This is a genomic window from Novosphingobium sp. (assembly GCF_037133355.1).
Lineage (GTDB): Bacteria > Pseudomonadota > Alphaproteobacteria > Sphingomonadales > Sphingomonadaceae > Novosphingobium.
On the sequence record NZ_JBAXOI010000003.1, the window covers coordinates 224,269 to 247,914 of the forward strand.

20 protein-coding genes are annotated in these 23,646 nt (G+C 65.3%); 6 read left to right on the top strand and 14 right to left on the bottom strand.

All coding sequences use genetic code 11. The features are described from left to right. Positions 1–45: 45 nt before the first annotated feature. A complete protein-coding gene (locus tag WCL10_RS05200; RefSeq protein ID WP_336894563.1) occupies positions 46–900 on the top strand; it encodes a beta-etherase in 855 nt (284 codons plus the stop codon). A gap of 136 nt (positions 901–1,036) precedes the next feature. Here WCL10_RS05200 and WCL10_RS05205 read toward each other — a convergent pair whose 3' ends face one another. The 5 genes from WCL10_RS05205 to WCL10_RS05225 form a co-directional block, all read right to left on the bottom strand. Beyond that, the gene (locus WCL10_RS05205; RefSeq protein WP_336894564.1) at positions 1,037–1,780 is read right to left on the bottom strand and encodes an IclR family transcriptional regulator; all 744 of its coding nucleotides are present in this window, start codon (positions 1,778–1,780) and stop codon (positions 1,037–1,039) included. Then, positions 1,780–2,175: a nuclear transport factor 2 family protein gene (locus tag WCL10_RS05210; RefSeq protein ID WP_336894565.1), complete on the bottom strand. Its 396-nt coding sequence runs from the start codon at positions 2,173–2,175 to the stop codon at positions 1,780–1,782. Before WCL10_RS05210 ends, WCL10_RS05205 begins: the two co-directional genes overlap by 1 nt. Continuing rightward, entirely contained in the window at positions 2,172–3,305 is a 1,134-nt protein-coding gene (locus tag WCL10_RS05215; protein ID WP_336894566.1) for a cobalamin-independent methionine synthase II family protein, read from the bottom strand. Before WCL10_RS05215 ends, WCL10_RS05210 begins: the two co-directional genes overlap by 4 nt. Positions 3,306–3,368: 63 nt before the next feature. Then, positions 3,369–4,238: an SIMPL domain-containing protein gene (locus tag WCL10_RS05220; RefSeq protein WP_336894567.1), complete on the bottom strand. Its 870-nt coding sequence runs from the start codon at positions 4,236–4,238 to the stop codon at positions 3,369–3,371. Positions 4,239–4,303: 65 nt separating this feature from the next. Then, positions 4,304–5,167, bottom strand: coding sequence for a helix-turn-helix domain-containing protein (locus tag WCL10_RS05225; protein ID WP_336894568.1), 864 nt, complete (start codon positions 5,165–5,167; stop codon positions 4,304–4,306). Between the two features lie 112 nt (positions 5,168–5,279). On the opposite strand from WCL10_RS05225, the gene pobA reads away from it, so the two are divergent. After that, positions 5,280–6,449, top strand: a complete 1,170-nt coding sequence (gene pobA, locus WCL10_RS05230) for a 4-hydroxybenzoate 3-monooxygenase (RefSeq protein WP_336894569.1) — start codon at positions 5,280–5,282, stop codon at positions 6,447–6,449. Between the two features lie 256 nt (positions 6,450–6,705). After that, positions 6,706–7,377 (top strand): response regulator transcription factor, encoded by a 672-nt coding sequence (locus WCL10_RS05235; RefSeq protein WP_336894570.1) that lies wholly within the window; start codon positions 6,706–6,708, stop codon positions 7,375–7,377. A 165-nt stretch (positions 7,378–7,542) separates the two neighbouring features. Here the strand turns inward: WCL10_RS05235 and WCL10_RS05240 are convergent, their stop codons facing one another. Beyond that, a complete protein-coding gene (locus WCL10_RS05240; protein ID WP_336894571.1) occupies positions 7,543–9,891 on the bottom strand; it encodes a TonB-dependent receptor in 2,349 nt (782 codons plus the stop codon). A 178-nt stretch (positions 9,892–10,069) separates the two neighbouring features. Further along, positions 10,070–11,665 (bottom strand): sulfotransferase, encoded by a 1,596-nt coding sequence (locus tag WCL10_RS05245; RefSeq protein WP_336894572.1) that lies wholly within the window; start codon positions 11,663–11,665, stop codon positions 10,070–10,072. A gap of 164 nt (positions 11,666–11,829) precedes the next feature. Between WCL10_RS05245 and WCL10_RS05250 the strand changes: the two genes are divergently transcribed. Together WCL10_RS05250 and WCL10_RS05255 are read left to right on the top strand one after the other, a co-directional pair. Continuing rightward, the gene (locus WCL10_RS05250; RefSeq protein ID WP_336894573.1) at positions 11,830–13,122 is read left to right on the top strand and encodes an amino acid permease; all 1,293 of its coding nucleotides are present in this window, start codon (positions 11,830–11,832) and stop codon (positions 13,120–13,122) included. Continuing rightward, positions 13,119–13,319 carry a hypothetical protein gene (locus WCL10_RS05255; RefSeq protein ID WP_336894574.1) on the top strand — a complete coding sequence of 67 codons (201 nt, stop codon included), beginning with the start codon at positions 13,119–13,121 and terminating at the stop codon, positions 13,317–13,319. Before WCL10_RS05250 ends, WCL10_RS05255 begins: the two co-directional genes overlap by 4 nt. Here WCL10_RS05255 and WCL10_RS05260 read toward each other — a convergent pair. From WCL10_RS05260 to WCL10_RS05270, 3 genes are all read right to left on the bottom strand, one after another. Next, positions 13,294–14,181: a TSUP family transporter gene (locus tag WCL10_RS05260; RefSeq protein WP_336894575.1), complete on the bottom strand. Its 888-nt coding sequence runs from the start codon at positions 14,179–14,181 to the stop codon at positions 13,294–13,296. The genes WCL10_RS05255 and WCL10_RS05260 overlap by 26 nt on opposite strands. 64 nt (positions 14,182–14,245) lie before the next feature. After that, positions 14,246–15,862 (bottom strand): NAD(P)/FAD-dependent oxidoreductase, encoded by a 1,617-nt coding sequence (locus tag WCL10_RS05265; protein WP_336894576.1) that lies wholly within the window; start codon positions 15,860–15,862, stop codon positions 14,246–14,248. A 163-nt stretch (positions 15,863–16,025) separates the two neighbouring features. Beyond that, positions 16,026–17,204 carry an aromatic ring-hydroxylating dioxygenase subunit alpha gene (locus WCL10_RS05270; protein ID WP_336894577.1) on the bottom strand — a complete coding sequence of 393 codons (1,179 nt, stop codon included), beginning with the start codon at positions 17,202–17,204 and terminating at the stop codon, positions 16,026–16,028. Between the two features lie 67 nt (positions 17,205–17,271). Between WCL10_RS05270 and WCL10_RS05275 the strand changes: the two genes are divergently transcribed. Then, on the top strand, positions 17,272–17,889 hold the full coding sequence (locus tag WCL10_RS05275; protein ID WP_336894578.1) for a TetR family transcriptional regulator C-terminal domain-containing protein: 618 nt from the start codon (positions 17,272–17,274) through the stop codon (positions 17,887–17,889). Here WCL10_RS05275 and WCL10_RS05280 read toward each other — a convergent pair. The 4 genes from WCL10_RS05280 to WCL10_RS05295 all read right to left on the bottom strand — a co-directional run bounded on the left by WCL10_RS05280 (position 17,870) and on the right by WCL10_RS05295 (position 23,626). After that, on the bottom strand, positions 17,870–19,279 hold the full coding sequence (locus WCL10_RS05280) for a M20/M25/M40 family metallo-hydrolase (protein WP_336894579.1): 1,410 nt from the start codon (positions 19,277–19,279) through the stop codon (positions 17,870–17,872). The two genes, WCL10_RS05275 and WCL10_RS05280, sit on opposite strands and share 20 nt — an antisense overlap. 223 nt (positions 19,280–19,502) lie before the next feature. Then, positions 19,503–20,369: a p-hydroxycinnamoyl CoA hydratase/lyase gene (locus tag WCL10_RS05285; protein ID WP_336894580.1), complete on the bottom strand. Its 867-nt coding sequence runs from the start codon at positions 20,367–20,369 to the stop codon at positions 19,503–19,505. 503 nt (positions 20,370–20,872) lie between these two features. After that, complete coding sequence (locus WCL10_RS05290) at positions 20,873–21,874, bottom strand: NADPH:quinone oxidoreductase family protein (protein ID WP_336894581.1); 1,002 nt, start codon at positions 21,872–21,874, stop codon at positions 20,873–20,875. A gap of 162 nt (positions 21,875–22,036) precedes the next feature. Beyond that, positions 22,037–23,626, bottom strand: a complete 1,590-nt coding sequence (locus WCL10_RS05295) for a flavin monoamine oxidase family protein (RefSeq protein ID WP_336894582.1) — start codon at positions 23,624–23,626, stop codon at positions 22,037–22,039. Positions 23,627–23,646 lie beyond the last annotated feature (20 nt).

Below are 23,646 nucleotides of genomic sequence, written 5' to 3' on the forward strand. Positions count from 1 at the left end.
TTGTTTGTCCTACTAACATTATCTGCCAGACTATCGGCAACCACAATGAACGAGGATGCCATGGCGGCGAACAACACGATCACGTTCTATGACCTCGCGCTGAGCACCGGGGCGACGATCAGTCCGTTTGTGTGGGCGACGAAGTATGCCTTGAAACACAAGGGCTTCGACCTCGACGTCGTGCCCGGCGGGTTTACCGGTATTCTGGAGCGCACCGGCGGCAAGACCGAGCGGCTGCCCGCGATTGTCGATGATGGCGAGTGGGTGCTCGATAGCTGGGGCATCGTCGAGTACCTCGACGCGAAGTACCCGGACCGGCCCGCGCTGATCCCGCACGAAAGCGTGGCGGCGACCTTGAAGGCGCTTGATCACTGGTTCTGGAATGCCGCTGTCGGCCCGTGGATGTTCTGTTTCTGCGCGGACTACCGCGATCTCTCGGTGCCGCAGGACCACGAGTATGTGACGCATAGCCGCGAGAAGATGCTGGGGCGCAAGCTGGAAGAGGTCCAGGCCGGGCGCGAAGAGCGGCTGCCGAAGATTTCCGCTGCGCTCGAACCGCTCCGCGCGGCGCTGGGGCAGCATGAGTGGCTGGGCGGCGCTTCGCCGAACTATGCCGATTATCGCATCATGGGCGGGGTGCTGTTCACCGCATCGGTGTGCAAGATCCCGGTGCTGGCAAACGATGATCCGCTGCGGGGCTGGATCGAGCGATGCCTTGATCTTTATGGCGGCCTGGGCCGGCATCCGGGCCTGTTTCCGCTGTTCGGGCTGGAGCAGCGCGAGGGCGATCCGGACCTGTTCAATCGCAACGCCGGGCAAGGCGGGATCTACAAGCGCAACACTGGGCCGGCGTCGACCGCGGCGGAGACGCAGCGGATCACGGCGGGGATGAAGAAGTAGGGCACCCCTCCGACCCGCTTCGCGGGCCACCTCCCCATTTGCACTTCGTGAAAATGGGGAGGGAGGAAAGTTCCTCTCCATTTTTGCCGCAGGGACAAATGGGAGGTGGCAGTCCGCAGGGCTGACGGAGGGGTTTTCAGGCGAGCGCGGCGGCGGCGCGCAGCAATGCCTGCTTCACCCGCATTTCCAGCGCAGCGTCGCAGCGGACAGCGGGGATGGCGACGCTGAAAGCGCCGACGAACGCGCCGTCGATCCGCGCGGGTACGGCTGTGCCGACAATGCCGACGGTCGCTTCCTCCCGCGCCACGGCCATGCCTTCGGCGGCGATGCGAGCGATATCGGCGGCCAGGTCAGCCTCGCTGGTGCGGGTTCTGGGCGTGAAGGCTGTGCGGGTGGTTTCGGCAAAGTAGCGCACAAGTTCGCCTTCATCGAGCGCGGCGAGGATCACCTTGCCGGCCGCGAGTGCATGGAGGGGCCGCCTTGTGCCGGGATCGACGGCGTAGCGCAGCGCCTGATCGCTGGCTTCGGTGACTATGGCTTCCACCTCCCAGCCGCGCTGGACCATGAACGAGGCGGTTTCGTTGAGTTCGCCTTTCAAGGCCCGGACAAGCGGGGCAACGCGGTCCACCAGCGGCAGCGCGCCTTGGGGGACCCTGAGGCGTTCGAGGCCTGGGCCGGGGAGATAGCGACGGCCTTCGCGCAGCAGATAGCCGCGATCGGTGAGTGTGGTGAGAAGATAGGAGAGGCTGCTGACCGGAATGCCCAGCGCGCCCGCGATTTCCTGCGCCACGACGCCCTGCCGGTGTGCAACGACGAACTCGATAACATCGAGCGTGCGCAGCGCGGACTTGACCGGGGGCGGCGGAGCAGATGAGGCCATCAGGGCGCGAACGTAAGCGAGCCCCGGCGCTCTGCAAAGCGCCAGCCTTCACTCGTCAGTCGGAACAGATCGTGGAACGAGCCGACCAGCGGCACGGGCGCGCCGGTGAAGAGCAGCATCGCGCTGAAACCGCGCGCCAGATCGGGGCCTTCGACGTCGATCACCACGTTGCTGCACACATGCCGCGTGGTGCGCGCGGGACGCGAGCGGAACGCGGCGAGGATCGCCTCGCGACCGTGGATCGGTGCATCAGGCGCGGTGGGGCGGACCATGACCCCATCCTCGGCATAGAGCGCAGCCACCTCGTCCCACCGCGCCTCATCGTTGAGGTTGGCGTAAAGCGCGATGAGGCGGGCGCAGTCGTGCTCTATTGCGCGGCGGTCTTCTGCGGTCATACCCGCGCCGCCGCGATATCGGCACCTTCGCGCAAGTTGCGCAGCTTGCGCCAGGTGACGATGGGATCGATCTTGCCGTAGCCCGCGAAGGTGCCGAAGCCGCAATCGGTGCTGGCAACGACGCGCTCCGGCCCGACGATCGCGGCGAAGCGCTCAAGCCGCTGGGCGATGAGTTCGGGGTGCTCGACATAGTTCGAGCAGGTGTCGATCACGCCGGGGGCGAGGATCTTGTCGGACGGCAGCTTGGCGTCACGCCAGACCTTCCATTCATGCTCGTGGCGCGGGTTGGCGCCTTCGAACAGGACGGTGGAAGGCCGCGCGCCGATCACGATATCGATCACGCGCTCCAGGGGGATGTCGTGATCGTGCGGGCCTTCATAGTTGCCCCAGCACACATGCATGCGCATCTTCTCGGGCGGAATGTTCGCCGTGGCGGCGTTGAGCGCCTCGACGTTGGCGGCGGCGACCTTGAGGAATTCGTCCTCGCTGAGATCCTGATAGCCGGTGTGGCGGCTCATCGCGAGATCGGGGCAATCGAGCTGGAGATAGAAGCCCGCATTGACGATGGTCTCGTACTCCTCGCGCATCGCATCGGCGAGATCGGCGAGATAGGCCTCGTGGCTCGGGTAGTGGCGGTTGACCTGGAAGGCGGTGATGAGGCCGGGCGAAGCGGCGTTCATGAACGCCTCAGTATCCGGTCCCGCGTTCTTGTCGAGCGCGGCGCGGAAGCGGCGGATATCGTCGTGGAGCGGCTGCAGCGAGACGAGGCGCACATCGCCGATGCACGAGGCACGCACGAATTCCTGGCTGCCCATCATCACGCTGAGCTTCTTAGACAGCTCGGGCACTTCGGCGAGATCGGCGGCGGGCTTGCGGTCGATATGGCCGCCAAAGCCCGAGAGGCGCTCGATCATGTAGGTCGAGTAGCCGACCTTGCCGAGTTCGCCGTCGGAGACGATGGAAACGCCGGCCTCGACCTGCTTGGCGACGGCGGCATCGACGGCGGCGGCGACCACGGTGTCGAAGGCTTCGGCGTCATAGGCCTCACCCTTGTCGCGTGCGAGAAGCAGCGGGGTGAGCTCGGGTCCGCGCGGCAGGCTGCCGACGTGGGAAGTCTTGATCTTGGCCATCGCGCATCACTCCAGTTCATACTTGTGAACTTTTCATAGAGGATGGGACGCGGGAGGCAAGCGTCAGTTGGGCGCGATCACATAGTCGACCGCGACGCTGGCCGAGTGCGTGGCGACGAGGCGCCAGGCGTTCTTGCGCTGGTCCATCTGGACGATGAATGCCGCGACCTCGGGCATGGTGATCGGCGTTTCGCGATTGGAGACGCGCGCGATCCGCACGATGTGTGCGCCCAATGCCTTGGCGTGCAGCTCCGCCTCTGCCTTGGCGGTGGCAAGGGCATCGGCCAGCGCGCGGGCATGAACCGTATCGGGCGCGTTGAAACGGAAATCGGTGCCATCGTCGGTGGGGCGGAAGCCGCCGCCGACCACTTCCAGCACCGCCGGATAGAGCCTGATATCGTCAAGCCGCACGGTGTAGTCGGCGCTCCCCGACCAGTAGGGGAGCTTGCGCTTCTTCGCCACTTTCTTGGCCGCGCTCGTCGCTGCCGCTCCGGCAGCCTTGGCCGCCTCCATCGCGGCCTCGGCCCCGTCGGCAGCTTCGATCACCGGCTCGTCTTCCTCATCGGGATCGGCAACACCGACAGGCTTCTCCATGGCGACCCTGGCGTACATGGCGCCCGGGAACTCGCCCTCCTCGACACCTTCACGGAAACTCGGCTCGGCCACGGTGACTGCAGCGGCAGGAATGCGGAGCTTGAGCAGCTGCGCTTTCTTCTCCGCGATCTGGGCGGTGAGCGCCGCTTCAGCGGCAGGCCGGCCCCGCTTCACAGCCGCCAGCTTGCGCTTCACAATCGCATAGTCGGCCGAGACCGAGCCGCGGGCCTCGATATGCAGTTCCATCTCGTTCGCGGCGGGGGCGGGCGCCGGGGCGGCGAGCGCAGGCAACGGGGTCAGCGCGAGGACGAAAAGCGCGGAAAGCGGCAAGTGCTTCATGTGGGGCGGTCCGTTCCTGAGGGTGCAGCCCCATTCCACCCCTGCGGCAGCCACAAAGCAAGCGGCTAATGCACCACAATGGCGCCCTCCCCACGCTCCTCGCCCGGGCGGCGGCCGGTCATGCGCAAGTAGAAGCGCGAGAAGTACGAGGGGTCCTCGAAGCCGAGCTCGGCAGCGACCTGGGTGGCGGTGGCGTTGGTGTAGCGCAGCAGCCGCTGGGCTTCGAGCGCGAGGCGGCGGTGGATGAGGTCGAGCGGCGAGCAGCCGAGCCGCGCGGCGGTGAGGCGCGAGAGCGTGCGGCGGGTGAGGCCCAAGGCGCCGGCGTAGAAATCCAGATCGCGGTGCTGGCGGTAGTGCAGCTCGACCAGTTGGCGGAAGCGGTCGAGCCGCCGGTCGGCCTTGAGCGGGGCATCGGCGCCGCTGCCATCGCGCGCGAGGGTGCGGATGAGGCTCTCGGCGAGCGCGAGGAACAGGGGGTCCTGCTCCTGCCATTCCTGCTGGAGGCCAAGCATCTCGCGCGCGAGCCAGAAGGCGCGGGCGTCCGCTCCGGACGAGAGCGGCGCGATGCCGCCCCGGGCGAGCGCGGCGAGGAGCGGATCGGCGGCGCCCGTCGCCCGTGTGGAAAAGTCGGTGGACAAAGTGAGGACAAAGCCGCGCGTGCCCTGGCGGAAGCGGAAACCGTGGACTGCGGCAGCAGGGACGATGACGCGGCCCGGGCCTTCGAGGCCGGTGGTCTCGCCTTCAAGGGTTACGCTGGCGTGTCCTTCCTCTACCAGCAGGACCTGCACGAAATGATCGTGGCGATGCACGCCGATCTCCCAATCATGCAAGGCACTGCGCTCTGCAATCGTCTCGATATGGGCGAAGCCGCCGCGCGGATCGGCGGCACCTTCGCCATAGAGCGCATAGCGGGGAATCGCCTCGGCCATGTCCTGAAAGTACCAGTTGTTTGTCCTGCGCCTGCATTCCACCCGGAGCCTCGCTCTGTCAAACCATCGGCCAAGGACCCGCAGCGGCTGCGGGCGCAGGGGAGACGAATTCATGGACACCCAGGTCGCCATTATCGGTGCGGGGCCTGCCGGCTTGCTGCTGGGCCATCTGCTGAAAGCCAAGGGCATCGCCTGCGTCGTCATCGAGCGCCAGACCCCGGACTATGTGCTCTCGCGCATCCGTGCCGGCGTGCTGGAGCAGGTCACCGTGGGGCTGATGGAACGGCTGGGGCTCGACGCGCGATTAAAGGCCGAGGGGCTGGTCGAGGAAGGCTTCAACCTTGCTGACGGCGAGCGGCTGATCCGCATCGATGTCGCCAAGTTCACCGGCAAGACGGTAACCGTCTATGGCCAGACCGAGATCACCAAGGACCTGATGGATGCGGCGCCCGAGCGCGGGCTTGAAGTGATCTATGGTGCCGAGGATCTGGCGCTGCACGATATCGAAAGCGATGCGCCTGCGGTGACATTCCGCAAGGACGAAGTGGACCAGCGTTTGACCGCGCGGTTCATCGCCGGATGCGACGGGTTCCATGGGCCTTCACGCAAGGCCATCCCCGCAAGCGTGGGCCGCGAGTACGAGCGGGTCTATCCCTTCGGCTGGCTGGGCATTCTGGCCGACGTGCCGCCGTGCAACCACGAGCTGATCTACGCCAACCACGAACGCGGCTTCGCGCTCGCTTCCATGCGCAGCCACACGCGCAGCCGCTATTACATCGATGTGCCGCTGACCGAGCGGATCGAGGACTGGTCAGACGAACGGTTGTGGGACGAGCTGGCGGTGCGGCTTGGACCAGAGGCGGCGGCCAACATGACGCGCGGCCCCTCCATCGAGAAGTCGATCGCGCCGCTGCGCTCCTATGTGTTCGAACCGATGCGGCACGGAAGCCTGCTGCTCTGCGGCGACGCGGCACATATCGTGCCGCCGACGGGGGCCAAAGGACTCAACCTGGCCGCGAGCGACGTGCATTATGCAGCGGAGGCGCTGCGCGGATACTTCAAGCATGCGGACAATGATGCCGTGGCGGGCTATTCGGCGCGCGCGCTCGCCCGCGTGTGGAAGTGCGAGCGGTTCAGCTGGTCGCTGACCAAGCTGATGCACCGCTTTCCCGAGGATGGGCCATTCGAGCGGGCGATGCAGGTGGCCGAGCTCGACTACATCGCATCGAGCGATGCGGCGCAGGCGAGCATTGCGGAAAATTACGTGGGGTTGCCGGTTTAGCGCTGGCGCGCTGGCCCACCCTCCTTCGACACGGGAAGGGCTCACCCCCGTCCCCTCCCGCAAGCGGGATGGGGGAGGAAGCGCTGCGCGACTTCCTTCTGCTTGCGGATGGGCACCCCTTTTTCTCCCCTGCCGCTTGCGGGAGGGGTTGGGGGTGGGCCCGTCGAACCATTGTCACATGGTCATGGTGCCGTCACAGAGAGACGACAAAGAGCCGATCAAAGCCACACGGCACATGTTTCGGGAACCGGCCTCGATGCGGCAGATCGATATTCTTCTGACCGACCTGCTGCCCGGCGGGCAGGACAGCTTCGTTCACGGGGACTTGCGGGTGGTGTTCCACGGCTGGAACTGGACCGCGCCGATGCCGTTGCTTGATGGCAGCCCCTGGGCCTTTGTCGACTGGCTGCTGCCCGAGCTGTCGGGGCTGGAATTGTGCCGCCGCCTGCGCTGCGATGCGCAGACCGAGGCCGCGCATATCACCATGGTGCTGGAAGAGGACGACGCCGACGCCAAGCGCCGGGCGCTCCGGGCGGGGGCGGATGACTACATCATCGGCCCGATCGACCGTTCTGCAGTGCTCGACCGGGTGCTGTCGGTGCAGCTGAACGAGCGCGAGGGACCGGCACGCGCGCTGCGGCTTGGCGAACTCTCGCTCGATCTGGCCGCGCTGCAGGCCCGCTGGAAGGAGCGGCCGGTGCCGCTGATGCCGAACGAGTTCCGTCTGCTGCGCTATCTGATGGAGCAGCCGGGCCACGTGTTCAGCCGCACACAGTTGATCGCGGCACTGGGCAAGCAGGAACAGCCGATCGACGAACGCACGGTGGACGCCTGGGTTAGCCGCCTGCGCCGCGCCCTGCGCGAAGCGGGCGCGGGTCAACCGCTGCGTACAGTACGCTCGCTGGGGTATGTGCTGGACCGGCCCTGAGTGGGCATTTGTGTGCTTTTTGCTCTCTCCCCTTAAGGGGAGAGATACGTAGACTTGCGAGCTTGCTCGCTAGTCGAAGTTGAGAGGGGCCCCATGCCGCGCCAGTTCCCCTCACCCAACCCTCTCCCCTGAAGGGGAGAGGGCTTTCCAGGTAGCAGTGTATTCTTACAGATCGTGGCCGAGCTTGATGCCGAAGACTTGCGGCTTGATCGGGTAAAAGCGCCGGCCAGCACCGCAGATCGACGGCGTGCAGACCGTGTTGATGCTGAGGATGCCGCGCTTGTCAAAGGCGTTCTCGACATAGGCCGAGATATCGAAGCCGGAAACCTTGGCGCCGAACGAGAAGTCGAACGTCTCGAACCCATCGGTCCGGCCGAGCAGGTTCGCCTCGTTCGTGGTAAGGTACGAGCGTGTGCCTGACTGGTGATTGAGCGAGCCCTGAACGAAGGCTTTGGCCTTGCCCATGTCGAACTCGTAGCGCGCGGTCATGTTGCCCTTGAACTTGGGCTGGATCGGCAGCGGCGTGCCCTTGGGCGCGGCAATCACGCCGAGCGTGCAATCAGGATTGCCGTTGGTGTCAAACGAGCAGAAATCGGTGGTCAGCTTGCCATCGATCAGCGCGCCCGAACCGGACAGGTTGAGCCCGCCGAGCCGCAGGTTGAAGTCCATTTCCGCACCATACACACGCGCATCGCCAGCGTTGTAGATGTTGGTCACGCCGAACGAGCCGACCGGGCTGAGCCCGTACTGCAGGTTCTTCCACTTTTCATAGAAGAGCGCGCCGTTGAGGCGGAATTTGCGGTCGAACCACGAGGTCTTGAAGCCGAGCTCGTAGTTTGTGAGCGTATCGGCGACGTATGGGTTCACGTTCGGGCGGCGGTTGTTGCCGCCGGGGCGATAGCCCGTCGAATAGGTCGCGTAGACCAGCCGGTCCGGATCGATCTTCCACGTGAGGTTGACGCGGTGCGTTTCACCATGCTGCCGCGCCTGACGGTCGAAGTTGTTGCAGACGCGGTCATCGGCGACCACAGGCACGCAGTTTGCTGCCGTCGTGCCCGACTTGAAGCCCGAGAAGCCGACGAACGTGTTGTTGACCCGGAACACGCGGATACCGCCAGCCAGCGTGAGCTGCGGCGTGATATCGAACGAGCCATCGATGAATGCGGCATAATCGCGGTCGACGCGGTAGGCGCGCGTGGCGAAGAGGTCGTCGCCCGCCTTGGGCACTGCCGGCGAGTTGGGAATGCCGGCAAGGCCGTTGATGTAGTAGTCCGCGACGATGCGGTCAGTCTGGCGCTGGTAGAACACGCCCGCGACGAGCTTGTAGCGTTCGCCGGTCGGCGAGCTGATGCGCAGTTCGTGGCTCTGCTTGGTGTAGTCGTCGTGGTTATGGACCTGCTGGGTCGGATCGATGAAGCTGCCGTCCGCCGCCTGAAAATATGTGTAGAAGCCGCCCTGGAACTGGTCGTAGGCGACGGAGTATTCAGAGTAGTCGGCGAGGTTCTCGACGCGGCGATCGAAGTAGCCGCCTGCGTATGTGAGGTCCCAGTTGCCGATCTTGCCGTTGATGGTCATCGTGGCGAGCGCCCAGGCATCGCGGTTGTACGAAGGGCCGAAGTCGGTAACCTTGAGATCGCCGTAGCGCGGATCGAACAGGAACGAGCCGCGCGTTGTCTGGTGCTGGTAGATCACCGAGGGCTGGACGGTCCAGTTGTCGTCAAGATCGACCTTGAGCGCGGCGCGGCCGCCGGCGGTATCGGTCTTGTTGACGTTGTCCTTGACGAACCTCGCGTTGTTCACGGTGACGTTGGTGGCGGGGTTGTCATCACCCAGCGTGAAGGTGCGGGTGCCCGGCACGCTGTCAATATAGCCGCCGTCGTGCTGGTAGAACGCCATGAGGCGCAGCGCGGCTCGGTCCGAGAGGGGGATGTTCACATAGCCTTCGGCGCTGCCGCCGCCGGTGCCCTTGCCGACCTTGTTGCCCGAAACGTCGATCCGGCCCGAGAAGCCCTTCGTATCGGGCTTGTTGGGGATGATGCGCAACGTACCCGCCAGCGAGCTTGAGCCGAACAGCGTGCCCTGCGGACCCGACAGCGCCTCGACCCGGGCGATATCGTAGACGTGAAGGTCGACCGCGCCGGCGATCGTGGTGACCGGCACTTCATCGAGATAAAGCGCCGCGGTGGGCTGCGAACCGCCGTGGAGGCCATCGCCGCCGCTGGTGATGCCGCGGAACGAAAGCTGCGTCTGGCCCGGGCCGAACGACTGGAAGCTGACGCTGGGCAGCACCTTGGCGTAGTCGTCAAAGCTGGAGACATTGAGCTCGTCGAGCTTGCGCGTGCCGAGCGCCTGAATCGAGATCGGCACGCTTTGCAGGTTCTCGCTGCGCTTCTGCGCGGTCACGATGATTTCAGTGCCCTGAAGCGCGGCGGCGGCGTCTGCCGCGCTCTGCGCATCGGCCTGCGGGGTTTGCTGCGCGAGGGCAACCGGCGCAGCAAGGGCCGATGTTGCCATGAGAAATCCGCGCGAAACGCGCTTGTAGGCTGCTCCCATATTACTTTCCCACTTCCTTACGCCCCCAGGATGGCGTGGACCGTGGTACGCCTTGCCGACAATTTCAACAGGGTTTCAGCGATATGTCGCCTTGTGTGGCGGTGCGTGGCCGATTTGCAACGTAACATTTCGGGCGGCTTCACCAGCCGGACGGGGGAGCGGGATAGGCATCGAGCACGGGGCCGAGCGCGGCTTTCAGCGGATCCAGCCAGGGCTCGAACGGCTTCCAGCTTTCGGTACCCTCGCGGTAGATCGGGCGGCGGACCTGCTCCGAGCTGGGGGTGCGCACGGCGCGCTCCGTTTCGTAGAAGGCAAGGCACGCGGGCTCGAACGGAAGGCCGCAGGCAGCCAGCAGCGCGCGCACCTCAGCTTCGGTATCCTCGATCATGCGCTCGTAGATCACCCGGTGCACCGCGCCGGGCGCCGCGCGGTCTAAATGCGCCATCAGCCGGACATAGTCGCGGTAATAGGCGCCCATATCCTCGAGCGCATAGGAAAAGCCCTGCCCGCGCGCGAAATGCTGCTTGAAGTTGGAGAAGCAGCACGAGAGCGGATGGCGCCGCGCGTCGATGATCTTCGCGTTCGGCAGGATCAGGCGGATAAAGGGGACGTGGAGCCAGTTGTTGGGCAGCTTGTCGATGAACAGCGGCCGCGCGGTGTGGCGTTGGACGCGGGTACGGTCGAGATATTGCGCACCAAGGTCGCGGAGCGTGGCCGGGTCGAGTGCGGCGAGGCTTGCAGGATAGCCTTCGACCGAGCGGGCGAGAATGCCGATGTCTGGAAGTTCGCTGGTGCCTTCTACCTGGCTGTGGCTCGAGAGAATCTGCTCGATGAGCGTAGAGCCGGCGCGCGGCATGCCGAGCACGAAAATGGGGTCGGGCGCAGGGCAGCCTGCCCCGAGGAACCGCGCGAAAAACTCCGGAGTGGCGGCCGCAATGGCCGCATCGACGGCGGCGGTGGTATCCGCCGCCTTGTAGGGCATGCGTTTTTTCCGCAGGGCATTGCCTGCAGTATAGTGTGCGAAAGCGGTCTCGGCCTCCCCCCTGTCCTCATGCGCCTTGCCGAGCGCGAAATCGAGGTGCCAGCGGTCTTCGGGCGCGATTGCAGTGTCGGCAAGCGCGGAGCGCATCGCAGCGATGTCCGCATCGGTGAAGCGCACGGTCTTGAGGTTGGCGAGGCTCCACCAGACTTCGCCGAGGCCCGGCTGGATCTCAAGCGCGCGGCGATAGGCGGCAATGCCCTCGTCGAGCCGGCCGACGGTCTTGAGCATATGGCCGTAGCTCATCCAAACCTTGGGCTGGCGCGGCGCCTCTTTCAGGACCTGCGCGTACAGTGCCAGCGCTTCATCGAATTCGCCGATGCGGCCAAAGACCGCAGCCTGGAGATTGGCGACACCGAGGTTGTCCGGATCCTCCGACGTCACCCGTGCGAGTTCCTCCAGCGCCTCGGTCACGCGCTCGGTGCGGTAAAGCACGAGGGCGAGATTGGCGCGTGCCGGCGTGAAATCGGGAGCCAGTTCGATCGCGCGGCGCAGCAGGTTTTCCGCATCTTGATAGCGCCCGATGCGGCCCGCAAGTTCGGCAAACAGGCGGATCGCGCGCACGTCGAAGGGGTTTTCCTTGAGCAGCGCGCGCAAAAGCGGCTCTGCCTCGTGGAGCACGTTTTCGTTCATCGCCATTGCGGCGCGGACGAGGCGGGGATCGTAGCTGGTGATATGTGCGGGGAGACTGGCCATTGCGGCGCTCAAGAAACACGGTGACGCGGCGCGATCAAGCGTTAGTCTGCATGTTCGACACAGCGCTCCCCTGGCCCGTTCGTGTCGAGCGAAGTCGAGACACATCGCGTGGTGTCTCGACTTCGCTCGACACGAACGGAAGGAGTTTCAAGAACGGATCCTTGATGACGGCAAAACCCCGCGGCCTCAATTTCTGGATGGTGCTGGCGCTGTGCGTGGGCAACATGGTGGGTTCGGGCATCTATCTCTTGCCCGGCACACTGGCGCCGCTGGGCACAAACCAGCTCTATGGCTGGATGGTGACCATTGCCGGGGCAACCTGCCTTGCCGGAGCATTTGCGCGAATGGGCGCGCGGTTGCCCTATTCGGGCGGACCCTATGCCTATGCGCAAGCTGCGTTCGGGCCGTTCGCGGGCTTTGCCACCGCGTGGAGCTACTGGGTCATGCTCTGGGCGGGCAACGGGGCGATCGCGGTGGCGGTGGTGAGCAATCTCAGCCTCGTGGTGCCGTGGATCGGCAAGACGCCGGGGGTGCCGGCGGTGCTGGCCGTCGGCTGCGTCTGGGCGATGACCTGGATCAACATTCGCGGGGTGCGGCTGGCGGGGACGTTTTCGGTGGTGACCACCGCGCTGAAGCTCATGCCGCTGGTGCTGCTGATTGCGCTGGCATTGTGGTTCGCGGCAAGCGGCATGCCGCGCGTGGCGGCATCGCAGGTTTCCATCTCGCCCGGGGCGATTGCCACGGCAGCGGGGCTGACGTTCTGGGGCTTCCTCGGGCTGGAATCCGCGACCGTGCCCGCCGGCAAGGTGGAGAACGCCGCGCGCGTGGTGCCGCTGGCAACGCTGGTCGGCGTGGTGCTGACAGGCGTAGTCTATTTCGGGATCAGTGTGGCGTTCTGGGCCTATATGCCCGCAAGCGAGGCGGCGGCCTCCCCTGCCCCGGTCGCCGATTTTCTGGGGCGCACGTTTGGCGGCGGGATGGCTTCGGTGGTGGCGGTGTTTGCCGCGATCAGCGCCTTTGGCACGCTCAACGGTTTCATTTTGCTGCAAGGCGAGATGCCGCAGGCGATGGCGCGCGGCGGGGTCTTTCCGCAATGGTTCGCCAAGGACGGATCGCGGGGGACGCCGGTGCGCGCGCATGTGGTGTCCTCGCTGCTGCTGAGCGCGGTGACCTTGCTCAATTATGGGCGGGGCCTTGGCGATCTCTTCCAGTTCATCGCCTCGGTGAGCCTTGCGGCAGGGATGCTGGCCTATTTCATGAGCATGCTGGCGGCGATCCGCCTGCTGCCTGAAGAGCGCGGGCTGATCCTGATGGCGCTGGGCGGCGCGGCGTTCATCGGCTGGGCGACATGGGGCCTTGGCGCAAGCGCGGTCGGCTATGGCCTCGGCCTCGTGCTCGCGGGGGTGCCGGTTTACCTTGCGGTGCGGGGCAGGCAGGAGTTGGCGGCGGCGGAATGAAGGCGCGCTGGTGGAAGCGGCGTTGGTTGAAGAGACTGGGGCTGCGCTATCTCTATTACTTCAAGCAGCACTGGATCATCGCCGGCACGCTGACGCTGTGGGTGCTGTGGATCTTTGTGCAGGTGGGCATCCAGTTTCTGCCGGTGCTGCTGGAGTTCCTGTTCGAGTTCGTCATGTCGCTGATAGCGGCGATCTAGCGGATCGCGCGCGCAGGCCGACCAGCGCCGAGCGCGCCATGACCAGCGCAGCATAGTAGACCACCGCGACCACCAGCCAGCGCAGAACGGCAACGTCCATGCTCTTGACCAGAAAGGCCGCGACAAACACCGCCGGGATGCCGCCGAGGATGATGCCGGTGACGACCCGCAAGTCGATCTCGCCGATCCGGATATGGCTGATGCTGGCCCCCGCCCCGGCAATGCCCGCGCTGCCGGCCATGACCGGAAAGGCAAAGCGCGGGTCCATCCCCATCAGGCTGAACATGATCAGCGTGGGCGCGTAATTGCCGATGCCGAAGTTGACGAGAATACCGAGGGTGAAATTGACCGCGAAGGCGAGCAGCATCCAGGGCAGCGGCAAGGTGGACGCGGTGCCGCCCCCGGGCATCAGATGAAGGTTGATCATCACGAAGATCGTGGCCGCGATCAGAAGGCCCAGCGCGACCACCGCCTGCACCAGCCAGACCTCGGCGCGCGCCACCAGCGGCGCACCGACCAGCGCGCCGCCAAGCAGCGCCGCGATGCAGCCGACCAGCAGCACCGGATCGACCTCGACCCCGAGCAGGATCATGAAAATGATCGCCTGCACGATCGACGGGCCCGAATGACCCACGAGCATGGTGCTGGGGATCAGCCGATCGGGGACCATGCGGCGGAACTTCATCCACGCCGCCGTCGGCGCCATAGAGCCGATGCCGAGCGTATCGAAGAAATTGGTGACGGCGCCGAGCAGCATCGCTTCGGGAGCAGGCACTGTACGCTGCGGGATAGCAGCAAGCAGCACCGCCCCGAAATAGAGCAGCGCCGCAAAACCGAGCGGAATCAACAGCGCAATCAGCATCAACGTCCCCCCGTCCGGCCCCGATCATGCGAGGCTAGACGAAACGGGCCGCGCCGCAACCGGATTAACCTCCGCGGTGGAGGACCTTCCACAGCGTGCCGCGATCGCGGATGATTTCCGCCGCCGCGTTGTGGCCCGGTGCGCCGGTCACGCCGCCGCCGGGGTGGGTGCCGCTGCCGCACATGTAGAGGCCCTTGATCGGCGAGCGATAATCGCCGTGGCCGAGCACCGGGCGTGCGGCCCAGAGCTGATCGAGCCCCATGTTGCCGTGGAAGATATCGCCGCCGATGAGGCCGAACTTGCGCTCGAGATCGAGCGGCGAGTGGATCTGCCGCCCCAGCACCGCGGCCTTGAAGTTGGGGGCGTGGTCGTTGACTGTATCGATGATGAGGTCGGCGACCTTCTCGCGCACGTCGTCCCAGCTCTGCCCGTTCGGAAGTTCGGGGGCGAACTGCTGGCAGAACAGGCTGGCGATGTGCCCGCCCGGAGGGGCGAGGCTGTCGTCGATGGTGGTGGGCAGCTTGATCTCGATGATCGGCTTCTTAGACCAGCCGAACTGCTGCGCATCGATGAAGGCCTGGTCCATGTAGTCCATTCCCGGCGCGATGATGATGCCGGCGGTGTGGTGCTCGGCCTTTTCCTTGCCGGGCAGCACGGTGAAATCGGGCAGTTCGGAGAGCGCGACGTTCATGCGGAACGTGCCCGAGCCGGTCTTGTAGTTCTTGATGCGGCGGTTGAAATCGGCATCGAGGTCGCTGCTGTCGACAAGCTGGCGATAGAGCAGCGCGGGGCCGACATTGGCGGCGATGGTGGGGGCGTAGAGCTCCTCGCCGCTTTCGAGCTTCACGCCGGTCGCCTTGCCGTTGTTCACCAGCACCTTGGAAACGGGTGATTCCAAGCTGATCTCCACGCCATACTCGGCGCAGGCACGGGCCATGGCCTGCGTGATCGCGCCCATGCCGCCGACCGAGTGGCCCCAGGCGCCGAACTTGCCATTCACCTCGCCGAAGACGTGGTGGAGCAGCACATAGGCCGAACCGGGGGTGGAGACGCCCGCATAGTTGCCGACCACCGCGTCGAAGCCGAACGCGGTCTTGACGTGGTCATCCTCGAACCAGCCATCGAGGAAATCGCGCGCAGACTTGGTGAAGATGTCGAGCAGGTCGCGCTGCACTTCGAGGCTGAGGTTGGCGATGGGCCAGCCCTGCTGCGCGGCCGAGAGCAGCGAGCGCACGCCGCCACCGACATTGGGCGGGCATTTCAGGGCTATATCGCGCAGCACTTGCGCCACTTTTTCAAGTGCCGCGTCGTAGTGCTTGTAGGCGTCGGCGTCCTTCTGGTTGAAGCGCGCGAATTCCGCCTCGGTGCGCCCGGCGCCGCCGCCCAGCTTGAGATAGTTGTTTTCAAACGGGAAGAAGTTGCTGATCGTGCGCTCGATGATGCGGAAGCCGCGCTCGTGCAGCTTCATGTCGGCGATCACCTTGGGGCGCAGCAGGCTGACGGTGTAGCTTGCGGTCGAGTTGCGGAAACCGGGGTGGAATTCCTCGGTGACGCAGGCGCCGCCAACGATATCGCGGCGCTCCAGCACACGCACCTTCATGCCAGCGCGGGCGAGATAGAAAGCGCAGGTGAGGCCGTTGTGGCCGCCGCCGATGATGATGGCGTCGTAGCGGTTGGTCATTCTAGTGCTCCCGATGTCTGGTGTGGGAAGGCCCACCCCCGGCCCCTCCCGCAAGCGGGAGGGGAGTTAATGTTGCGCCCGTCCTCAATTGGAGAGCGGTTTATGCAATGCCCTTCCTTCCCCCCTTCCCGCTTGCGGGAGGGGTCGGGGGTGGGCCTGATCCTTAAGCCTTGCTCCACCCAGCCGGCGGCGCCTTGTGCAGTCTTGCCTCTGGCGTCAGTGCGCGGATCTTGCGGGCGAAGCTGCGCAGGCAAACCTCGCTCTTGCCGATGGGGCCCGCGCCGTAGGTCTCGGAATTCATGCCTTGCTGCACCCGCTCGATCAGCCAGGTGTCTTCCTTGTTGACGACGCGGTTGATGCGCCAGTTGGCATAGCGCACGAGCTTCATCGTTCGGCTGTCATCAGGCAAGGCATAGGCCATTTCGCGCAGCAGGCAGGTGGTGGGGCTGATCGGCAGCCACTGCATGAAGTCGATCTGGTCCGCATAGATATCGAAGGCGATGTTCGGCCAGAGCTTGAAGTAGAGCCAGCGGCGGCGGTTTTCCTCCGGCAGTTCCTCCACGTGGGGCAAGTGCGCCTGGTAGAAGCGTTCCCAGAAATTGGCCGAAGGCTTGTCGACCAGATCGCCCTTCAAGCGATCTACCCAGTCGTCCGCCGCGATCTGGTAGGACTTGCCGAAGATGCGGACGAGGCCGTCGTGCGCGACCGGAATGTGGAGGTTGTCCGAGTAGTTGTCGCCGACGTTCTTCCAGTTCACACCCCGCGGACGCAGGCGCATCGCGCCCATCGGCTGCATGTCCTCGAAGCGGTAGGGTGCGATTTCGGCCTCGTGCGGGGCCATCATTTCGCCGGGCGTGGGAAACAGGCCGGGCTTCAGGCAAACCCACACGAACCCGCGCCAGATTTCGAGCGCGACAGGGGCGAGGCCGTTGTCCTCCAGCTTGAGCGCGGGATAGTCGGACTTCATCGGCACGCCGGTGAGGCGGCCGTCGGTCTCGTAGACCCAGGCGTGATAGGGGCAGACAAGCTTCTTGGCGCAGCCCGCAGTGCCTTCGACCAGCCGCATCGCGCGGTGGCGGCAGACGTTGGTGAAGGCGCGCACCTCGCCGTCATCGCCGCGCACCACGATCACGCTTTCGCCGATATAGTCGATCGTGCGCCAATCGCCTGCGTTCGGGATTTCGTTCACATGGCAGACGATCTGCCACGAGGGACGGATCACCCTCTCCATCTCGAGCGCGTGATATTCGGGATCGGTGTAGAGCCAGCCGGGCAGGCTCCAGTCCGCATCGGGGTCGTGCTCGCTGGCTGTTAGTGCCGCGAAGGCCGTCTGATCGCCCATGCCCACGAATCTCCACCGCGAAAAATGCTTGTTGGACGATCGTACAACAAGGCGTAGGATATGCAAGATGAAAGCGCCCTCCCCGCACCAGCCGGCCTTCCGCCGGACCCACCCCGATGCGCGCCGCCTTGCGCTGATCGAGGCTTGCGCACGGGTACTCGCGCGCGCAGGTGCGGCGGGCGCGAGCGTTCGGGCGATTGCAGTGGAGGCGGGCGTCTCGCCGGGGCTTGTCAGCCACTATTTCAGCGGGATCGAGGCGCTTGTCGCAGCGACTTATGAGCAAGTCGAAGGCGCGGTGGCCGCAACGCTGGACCGCGCGGTTGACGAGGCGGGCCATGATCCGCGCGCCCGGCTCGATGCCTTCGTGACCGCGAGCTTTGCGCCGGCGATCGCCGATCCCCAACTCCTTGCCACCTGGATCGCGTTCTGGAGCCTCGTCACCGCGCGGCCGGCAATCGCTGCGCAGCATGACGAGCAATATTCAGGCTCGCGCGCGCGGCTGGAAGCGCTGCTGGGCGATTGCGGCGTCGCGCCAAACGAGCAGCGCCGCGCTGCCATTGCGGTAACGGCGCTGGTCGACGGGCTGTGGCTCGAGCTGTGCCTATCGCCAGGGTGCTTCAGCGCCGAGGAAGCGGGCGACATCGCGCGCCGCTTCCTCGATACGCTTATCTCGAAAGATCGGTGACCAGCGCGGTGTAGTAGGTGATAGCTGGCGGGATGTTGGCGAGCGGCACCTTCTCGTTGAGCCCGTGGCTGTGATAGTCGCTCGGCTTGATGAACAGCGGGCTGACGACGTAGCTCGGCACGCCCTTGTGGCGATACCACATGTTGTCGCTCGCCCCGAGGCTCATTGCCGGGATCACGGGGATGCCGGGGTAGACCTTGTGGATCGACCGCTCGATTGCGGCCTTCACATCGGGGCGCAGCGGCGAGGCTGCGGTGGCGATGGCGCCTTCGGTCATGTCGCGGATGGTCATCTGCGGTACCGCGGCGACAGACTTCAATTCGGCCATGATCTCTTCGTTGGTGTGGCCGGGGAAGATGCGGCAATTGACCACGGCAGTGACGCGCTGCGGCTGCGCATTGACAGCGTGGCCGCCGACGATTGTCGTGGGAATGCAGGTCGTGCCCATCATTCCGTAGAGCAGCGGCGCCTTGCGCAAGGCAGCAATGGCGTCCGCGTCGGTCTGGTCCTTGGCAAAAGCGAGCATCGCCGCGCCCAGCGCCGCATTGGACTGGAGCGGGGCGGACGTTTCGAAGTAGGCGCGGGTCAGGTCGTTGACCTCGGGCTTGAAGCGATAGGCGCCGATTCGCACCAGCGCCTGTGACAGCTGGACAATCGCATTGTCGAGGCTCGGCTTGGAGCTGTGTCCGCCGGGGTTGGTCACCTCGAGCTCGAAATCGGCATAGGCCTTTTCGGCACCCTGCCAGTCGTACATGAGAGGCTTGCCGGTCGCCTCGTCGAGCAGGCCGTTGGTATCGAAATCGGCGTTGAGCACCATTTCGGCCCCGGCGAAGCGCTCGGCGAGCATCTGGCCGGTCTTCATCAGCGTTTCCTCGTCACCCGAAAGCGCGAGCACTATGGTGCGCTTGGGGCGATATCCCTGGCGCTTCAATTCGATCAGCGAGGAAACCATCAGCGCGACATCGATCTTCATATCGGTGGCGCCGCGGCCATAGAGGTAGCCGTCCTCGATGACCGGCACGAACGGATCACGCTGCCAATCGGCGCGCTTCGCTTCGACCACATCCATATGGCCGGAGAGGATGAGGGGCTTGAGCTTGCTATCACTCCCCTTCCACTGCGCGACGAGGTAGGCGGTGTCGTCGACCGGAACGATCTCGATATCGGTGGCGGCAAACCCTCCGGCGACCAGCGCATCGCGCAGCGCGGCGGCAACCTTGGGGGTCTCGTTGCCGGGCCCCCGCACCGAACGCATTGCCATGATGCGCTGACCCAGTTCGAGCGCCTGGGCTTCAGCCACTGGATGCGTCGCGGGCGCGGGCTTGGCGGCGAACGCTGGCAGCGGCGCAAGCGTGAGGGCGGAGGCGAGGACGAGACGGATGGGGGTCATGGCGTGAAGGAGCTCCTGGTGCCCTGTCACGCTGGCGAGGTCTGCGGGACGGCGCAAGGGGTTTTGTGGGCGGGGGTGGCTATGGCCGCTTGCCCACCCCAAACCCCTCCCGTTTGCGGGAGGGGCTCAAGCGTGCGAGCCCTCCTACAGCGGGAAGGGCTTTCAACGCCCCTCCTCCTTCTTCCCCCCTCCCGCTTGCGGGAGGGGTCGGGGGTGGGCCGCCTCAGCGTTCCACCTTGCTCGCGTCGAAGGTCTCGAGCCCCGGCTTGAAGCTCTTCTCGTCGAGGAACTGGCGCGTGGCTTCCTTGCGCGCTGCTGCGCCGCCGAAGCTGTGGAGCGCTTCCTGTGCGCGGATCTGGTATTCGAGGCCGTTGTCGTAGGTCATGTCGACCATGCGGCGCATCGTCCACTTGGTGGCGCGCAGCGCGTGGCTGTCCTTCTTCTTGAGCACATTGGCGATCTCGAGCACCCGCTCGCGCAGCTTGTCGGCCGGCACGGCTTCGGTGATGAGACCCTGCTCCTCGGCCTGCTTGCCGGTGAGGTTCTCGCCCATCATCGCATGGTACATCGCCTTGCGGAACGGCATGAGTTCCTGCGCGACCTTCGACGCGCCGCCGCCGGGGAGGATACCCCAGTTGATCTCGGAGAGGCCGAACTGCGCGTCCTCGCTGGCGATGGCGATGTCGCAGCCGAACAGCGGGCCATAGCCGCCGCCGAAGCACCAGCCGTTGATCATTGCGATCGTGGGCTTTTCATACCAGCGCAGGCGTTCAAACCAGCCATAGCTTTCGCGCTGCGACTTGCGGATCGCGCCGAGGCCAAGCGCTTCGGTCTCGCGGAAGTATTCCTTGAGGTCCATGCCAGCGGTCCAGGCCTCGCCCTCTCCGGTCAGCACGAGAACGCGCACGTCGTCGCGGAATTCCAGCTCTTCGAGCACCGCCTTCATGCGGCGGTTGAGCTTCGGGCTCATGCAATTGCGCTTTTCCGGCCGGTTAAAGGCCACCCAGGCAATGCCGTCTTCGACGCAGAAGGCAACAGTGTCCTCCTCGGCGCGGTCAGGCTTGGGGGCAATCGGGGTTTGCTCGGTCACGGCACTTCCTCTCAGGCGGTACGACGGCTTGTTCGGTTATGTTGTATAACACTTGGCGAGTCGGTGCAACGCCATGCCGCAGGGCAAGTAGCGGAGGGTCAAAAACAGGACCATCGACCGATCCGACCGGTTTGGACGCAAAACTTGCACCAAAGTGTAGGATGTTTGCCTTATCCCGCTGCACTGCCGTTAACGGGCCGTCACGGCCTTTCGCATACGAATGCAGCAATTGATTAGAATGCAAAATTTGCCCGATGAAATCGCTTGAAACCGCGCTTTTCCGTCCGTTAATTGCAATTAATGCAATTGCTCCGCCATGTTTCGCACTTGCGAAGACTCGGGGTGAGGGGCACATCGGACGGGCCTTTCAGGCATCCTCTCCCAAACTTTCCAAGGGCCGCCCGGCAACGGGTGGCCCTTTTTTTTCGGTTCGGTTCCCCCTCACCTCGTCATCACCGCCGAGGCGGGACTAACGAACGCAGGAGTTGGCAGGCCCCTGCCCTTCACCTATGCGGCAGGATCACCGTGCGCCCGACGACGCGGCGCTCGCGCATCGCCATATAGGCCTCCCGCCAATCGGCCAGCGGTACGGCGGAATGGAGGTGCGGGCGGATGCGGCCCTCGCCCGCCAGCCTCAGGATTGCGGCCACATCCTCGCGCCCGCGCTCGGGGAAGCGGCGGCCGTATTCACCCGCGCGGACGCCTACCACGGAGAAGCCCTTGATCAGCGGGATGTTGGTGCGCACTTCGGCGATACGTCCGCCGGCAAAGCCGACGACGAGCAGCCGGCCGCCGAAGGCAGTGTAGCGGCATGCCTCATCGAACACGTCGCCGCCGACGGGATCGTAGACCAGATCGGCCCCGCGCCCGCCGGTGAGTTCGAGGATGGCCTCGCGCACGCCGGTGGGGCCGGCGAGGATGTGGTCGGGGGCATAGAGGCGCGCGATGGCCTCGCGCTTTTCCGGGCTGGAAGCGACGGCGATGACCGTGAGGCCGAGCGCCTTGCCGAGATCGACAGCTGCAAGCCCGACCCCGCCTGCCGCGCCGTGGACCACCAGTGTCTCGCCAGGCTCAGCCCGGCCGATGCGCGCGATCGCGGTGTAAGCGGTGATATAGGCGGCGCGCAGGGCGGCGCCCTCGGCATAGGACATGCCGGTCGGCAGCGGCAGCAGCGCGGCATCGGCGAACACGCCGTATTGCACCACGGCGCCTGTCAGGGTCGCGACGATTACCTTGTCGCCCGCCTGCCAGCGGCTCCCCTCCCCCGCCGCGACGACTTCGCCGGCGGCTTCCATTCCGGGAACGAAGGGCAGTGCCGGTTTTGCCTGATAGAGCCCCTCGGTCATCAGCAGATCGGGAAAGCCGAGCGCGGTGGCTTCGATGCGGACGAGCGCTTGCCCGGGTCCGGCTTGCGGTACCGGGCGTTCGGCAAGGCCGACACCGGCAAGATCGGGCGCGAGCGCTGACACTTCGAGGACGGTCATGGTCTCGGGCGGCGTGGTCATCGGCAGTTGTTCTCCCGCCGGCTGCGATGCCGGAACCGGCGCGCGGCGTCCAGACCGGTTCGGCAGGTTTGCTCCTCCCCGCTTCCGTTCGTCCCAAGCGAATTCGAGGCCTGGCGCGCGGGAGTTCTCGGCTTCGCTCGGGACGAACGGAACTGGTCGGAGTTAGGCCGCGCTCGCCCGCTGTTGCAGCCGCCCAATCGCATCGAGCGAGGAGAGCAGCGCACCTTCCTGCCAGCAGCCGTAGTATGAGCAATGCTCGCCCGCGAGGACGATGCGCCCGTCCATCGCGACGAGATTCTGATAATGCGCCTCGCGGCTTTCCTCGGTCCATGTGGCGCAGCAGCCGAGGATCCACGGCATGCGGCTCCATGCGACCGAAACGCCGTTCAGGAACTCGGACTTGTAGTGCTTGGGATGGAACACCGAACCCTGATCCAGCGCGGCCTGGATGCGCTTTTCGGGTGTCATCCCGGCTAGAATATAGGCACCCAGGCCGAAGGGATAGGCGCCCAGCAGCACGGCGGGGCCATCGCTGAACGCGCCGTGGCTGGGATAGCTGACGAGCCCGATCGCCGCGTCGGTGAACGAAGTTCCGCCATAGATCGCGTCCTCGGTTTCCCAGAAACGGCGCTTCATTTCGAGGCCGATCTTGACCGAGTTGCCATAGGGCAGCGCTTTTAGGGCGGCCTTCTTGGCATCGGAGACCTGAATGTCGATCTGGCCCAGCACTGTGGCGGGAATGGTGCAGACCATCCAGTCCGCATGGGTCTCGCCGACCTGACCGGTCTTTGCGTCGGTCCAGCTCGCAGTCACGCCATTCTCGTCCTGCGCGATCCTGGTGACGCGCGTGCCATAGCGGATGAGCTTGCCCACCCGCGCCTGAAACGCCTTGCCGATATGGTCCATGCCGCCCTTGGGCTGGAACATCGCAGGCTGCATCACATGTTCGGAGAAGAAACCCAGCGCTTCCCAGATCTTGCTGTCCAGCGTGTCCGAAAGGCCGAAGGGATCATTGGGGATCGGCGCACCATTGACCCCGCCGCCCGGCGGGCGCTCCCAGCCGCGCTGTTCGCCGAGCTTCTCGCTTTTCACGTAGGCCATGTTCTTGTCGAGCACGCCCCAGCTGCGCATCGCCTCGAGCAGCCTGGCCTTGTCTTCGGCCGTGACCGCCTGATCGAGCGCACCTGCATTGAGCGCCTTGCCGAGAAGTTCGGAGACGTGGCCCTTCCAGTCGGTCACCACGTCGCGGTAGCGCTGCGGCTTGCCGCCGAAGGCCGCCTTGCGGTGGACGAAGGCGTTGGTGTTGTTCTGGATATAGGGTTCGAGCTGAACCCCCAGTTCCTTGCAATAATGCAGCACGGTGCGGTGGTGGTGGGGGATGCGCCAGGGACCGGGGTTCAGGTAGTTGCCCGGCGCGAAGCCGACTGTCTGAACCGAGCCGAGTTCGTTGACGGTGTCGCCGCCGCGCAGGGTCATGTTGCGCCCGCCCGCGCGGTTCTGGAACTCGAGGATCTGGACCTTGTAGCCGGCCTTGGTCAGCTCATGGGCCGCAAGCATGCCGGCAAGGCCGGCGCCGAGTATGAGCACCGAAGCGCCGGGCTTCGCACCGGATAGCTTCGGCGGGCCGGTGAACTGCGATTCCGCCGCGTGGCCCATCACCGTCATCGCCTGATAAAGCGCGGCGCCGCCGCCCACCTTGCCGATCATGGTGAGAAGATCGCGGCGGGTTTGCGGCAATACCGGGTCGGTCATTGTAGCCCTTTCACAGCAGG

What these genes read in the sequence shown, in the direction of transcription:
- WCL10_RS05200 (WP_336894563.1), top strand. Translation starts at nt 46, where the DNA reads ATGAACGAGGATGCCATGGCGGCGAACAACACGATCACGTTCTATGAC.
- WCL10_RS05205 (WP_336894564.1), bottom strand. Translation starts at nt 1,780, where the DNA reads ATGGCCTCATCTGCTCCGCCGCCCCCGGTCAAGTCCGCGCTGCGCACG.
- WCL10_RS05210 (WP_336894565.1), bottom strand. Translation starts at nt 2,175, where the DNA reads ATGACCGCAGAAGACCGCCGCGCAATAGAGCACGACTGCGCCCGCCTC.
- WCL10_RS05215 (WP_336894566.1), bottom strand. Translation starts at nt 3,305, where the DNA reads ATGGCCAAGATCAAGACTTCCCACGTCGGCAGCCTGCCGCGCGGACCC.
- WCL10_RS05220 (WP_336894567.1), bottom strand. Translation starts at nt 4,238, where the DNA reads ATGAAGCACTTGCCGCTTTCCGCGCTTTTCGTCCTCGCGCTGACCCCG.
- WCL10_RS05225 (WP_336894568.1), bottom strand. Translation starts at nt 5,167, where the DNA reads ATGGCCGAGGCGATTCCCCGCTATGCGCTCTATGGCGAAGGTGCCGCC.
- pobA (WP_336894569.1), top strand. Translation starts at nt 5,280, where the DNA reads ATGGACACCCAGGTCGCCATTATCGGTGCGGGGCCTGCCGGCTTGCTG.
- WCL10_RS05235 (WP_336894570.1), top strand. Translation starts at nt 6,706, where the DNA reads ATGCGGCAGATCGATATTCTTCTGACCGACCTGCTGCCCGGCGGGCAG.
- WCL10_RS05240 (WP_336894571.1), bottom strand. Translation starts at nt 9,891, where the DNA reads ATGGCAACATCGGCCCTTGCTGCGCCGGTTGCCCTCGCGCAGCAAACC.
- WCL10_RS05245 (WP_336894572.1), bottom strand. Translation starts at nt 11,665, where the DNA reads ATGGCCAGTCTCCCCGCACATATCACCAGCTACGATCCCCGCCTCGTC.
- WCL10_RS05250 (WP_336894573.1), top strand. Translation starts at nt 11,830, where the DNA reads ATGACGGCAAAACCCCGCGGCCTCAATTTCTGGATGGTGCTGGCGCTG.
- WCL10_RS05255 (WP_336894574.1), top strand. Translation starts at nt 13,119, where the DNA reads ATGAAGGCGCGCTGGTGGAAGCGGCGTTGGTTGAAGAGACTGGGGCTG.
- WCL10_RS05260 (WP_336894575.1), bottom strand. Translation starts at nt 14,181, where the DNA reads ATGCTGATTGCGCTGTTGATTCCGCTCGGTTTTGCGGCGCTGCTCTAT.
- WCL10_RS05265 (WP_336894576.1), bottom strand. Translation starts at nt 15,862, where the DNA reads ATGACCAACCGCTACGACGCCATCATCATCGGCGGCGGCCACAACGGC.
- WCL10_RS05270 (WP_336894577.1), bottom strand. Translation starts at nt 17,204, where the DNA reads ATGGGCGATCAGACGGCCTTCGCGGCACTAACAGCCAGCGAGCACGAC.
- WCL10_RS05275 (WP_336894578.1), top strand. Translation starts at nt 17,272, where the DNA reads ATGAAAGCGCCCTCCCCGCACCAGCCGGCCTTCCGCCGGACCCACCCC.
- WCL10_RS05280 (WP_336894579.1), bottom strand. Translation starts at nt 19,279, where the DNA reads ATGACCCCCATCCGTCTCGTCCTCGCCTCCGCCCTCACGCTTGCGCCG.
- WCL10_RS05290 (WP_336894581.1), bottom strand. Translation starts at nt 21,874, where the DNA reads ATGACCACGCCGCCCGAGACCATGACCGTCCTCGAAGTGTCAGCGCTC.
- WCL10_RS05295 (WP_336894582.1), bottom strand. Translation starts at nt 23,626, where the DNA reads ATGACCGACCCGGTATTGCCGCAAACCCGCCGCGATCTTCTCACCATG.